Annotated in this window: 2 protein-coding genes and 1 riboswitch; both genes read right to left on the bottom strand. The window is 70.2% G+C overall.

The window, feature by feature from the left end:
* Positions 1 to 179 precede the first annotated feature (179 nt).
* On the bottom strand, positions 180 to 1175 hold the full coding sequence (locus ACXJKL_RS20130; protein ID WP_457208769.1) for an NlpC/P60 family protein: 996 nt from the start codon (positions 1173 to 1175) through the stop codon (positions 180 to 182).
* Between the two features lie 12 nt (positions 1176 to 1187).
* A riboswitch (cyclic di-AMP (ydaO/yuaA leader) is annotated at positions 1188 to 1337 on the bottom strand.
* Between the two features lie 150 nt (positions 1338 to 1487).
* Positions 1488 to 1694 carry a hypothetical protein gene (locus tag ACXJKL_RS20125; RefSeq protein ID WP_056924785.1) on the bottom strand — a complete coding sequence of 69 codons (207 nt, stop codon included), beginning with the start codon at positions 1692 to 1694 and terminating at the stop codon, positions 1488 to 1490.
* Positions 1695 to 1941 lie beyond the last annotated feature (247 nt).

Raw genomic sequence — 1941 nt, 5'->3', positions numbered from 1 at the left:
GGTGCAGGGTGGCAGCCGCTGCGCCGGGACGCGGCACCTGCTCAGCGGGAGCGCCGGGGGTGGCTACCCGGGTGTCCCCACCTTGGCCGATGAGCAGGGCGACAAGGACTGCAAGGCCTGTGAACAGCGAAAGACCGGCCACCCACAGACGTGKGCGACCGGTCCTCGAGGTCGGGCGATCAGCCAGGGCGGACCGCGCCGACGAACGGCATCGAGTACAGGCCCGCCACGGCGACACCGGTGCCAGGGTTGGCCGCGTGGACGATCATGCCGTTGCCGATGTACATGCCGACGTGGCTGATCGGGCTGTAGTAGAAGACCAGGTCTCCGGGCTGCAGYGCACTCGCGGCGATGTGCGGGCCAGAGCTGTACTGAGCGCTGGAGGAGTGCGGGAGACCGACACCGGCAGCACCCCAGGCGCGCATGGTGAGGCCCGAGCAGTCGAAGGCGCTGTCGCCGGTGGCGCCGTAGACGTAGGCGTCGCCCACCTGCGCCATGGCGTAGCTGACGGCGGCGGCCGCGTTGCCCGAGGCAGGGGCGGACACCGGCATGCGGCTGCTGGTGGTCGAACGCGAGGTGGACAGGAGGCGCTCGCGCTCCTCGGCCTCGAGGTCGGCCAGGAGGTCCTTGGCCTCGTCGAGCTTGGCGTCGACGGCCTGCTTCTCCTTGCCGAGCTGCTCGGTCGTCGCCGCGATGTCCGATGTGCGGTCCGCGGTGGCCTCCTCGCGCAGCGCCAGCGCCTCGGCCTCGGTCGAGTAGTCGGCGAAGAGGGTGTCCTGGAGCTGGCTGTACGACGACATCGTCGACAGCTGGCCCAAGAAGGCGGCGGGGTCGTCGGAGACGACGACCTGGCCGACGGTGGAGATGCTCTCGCCCTCGTACTGGCGGCGGACAGAGTCGGTCACCTGGGCGCGGACGGCCTCAAGACGGTCGTCCTGGCGACGCTCGTCGGCACGGAGGGAGCCGAGCTCGCTGCGGAGGTCTGCAAGGTCGAGCTTGGCGTCGTTGTAACGCTCCTGCGCCTGCTCGGCCTCGTGGTAGAGCCGCTCGACGCGCTGCTTGACGTCCTTGACGTCCGGCTCTGCCTGGGCCGGCGAGGCCGGGACGAATCCGATGGCGGCGATGGCCGTGATTCCCAGCAGGGCGCTGCCGAGTCGCTTCCGGTCGTGTGTCACGAGCGGGCGTTCTCCCTCATTGTCGTCACGTCTACCGGGTGAGCTGACGGGTTCGGGCAACGACATGCCCTACGACCCCTCCGCMGCGGTGGCTGCTCTCGAGGCCGATTCACCCCAGGTGGGACGTGGGTCCCCGGCTCCTGGCACCGCCGGCTCGCACCGGTGGCGTGTGGATTAGACGCGGTCTGCGCATGGACCCGTGTAGCCCATTGCCACGCACACCAGCGGACACTGTAACCGGCCGGTGACCGTCCACCAATCCCTGGTCCCCAGCTTTGAAACGTGTCGCGGGAGTGTTGTGGGTCACATCCGTCAAGCGGACTCGACCACCGGCCCCGCGACCGGCTCGACCAGACGTAGGGGTGGGACCAGCCCGCCCTGCGCCAGCACGGCGAGCGCCTCGCGCTCGTCGTCGTCGAGCGTCAGCTCCGGAGGTGGGCCGAGCAGCACGGTCACCACGCAGTCGTGGCAGGCCAAGGCACGAACCACACAGGTGTCACAGTCGATGCGTGTCGTCATGCGGCGCACGCTGGCACGAGCCACCGACAACGGCCTCGCCCCGCGCGTCGCGTCGCGTGTCGTGGGGCCGCTCTCTCAGCCCTGCTCGTGCGGGTCGRAGCCGGCCTCGTTGCGGGCCACCAGCTCGATCGCGTCCTCGCGGCCGCACCAGCGGCACGACACCGACTCCACGCTCTCGTCGCGCACGGTCTCCTCCTCGACGACGTGGTCGCCGGCGAGGTCGAAGTGCCAGAACTCGGTCGTACGC

The organism is Nocardioides sp. P5_C9_2, assembly GCF_054049555.1.
Note: the sequence above shows the minus strand (reverse complement) of the source record. Positions and strands in the feature narration are given on the sequence as shown.

Excerpts from the sequence above, each read along its gene's own strand:
- ACXJKL_RS20125 (WP_056924785.1), bottom strand. The coding sequence starts at position 1,694 with ATGACGACACGCATCGACTGTGACACCTGTGTGGTTCGTGCCTTGGCC.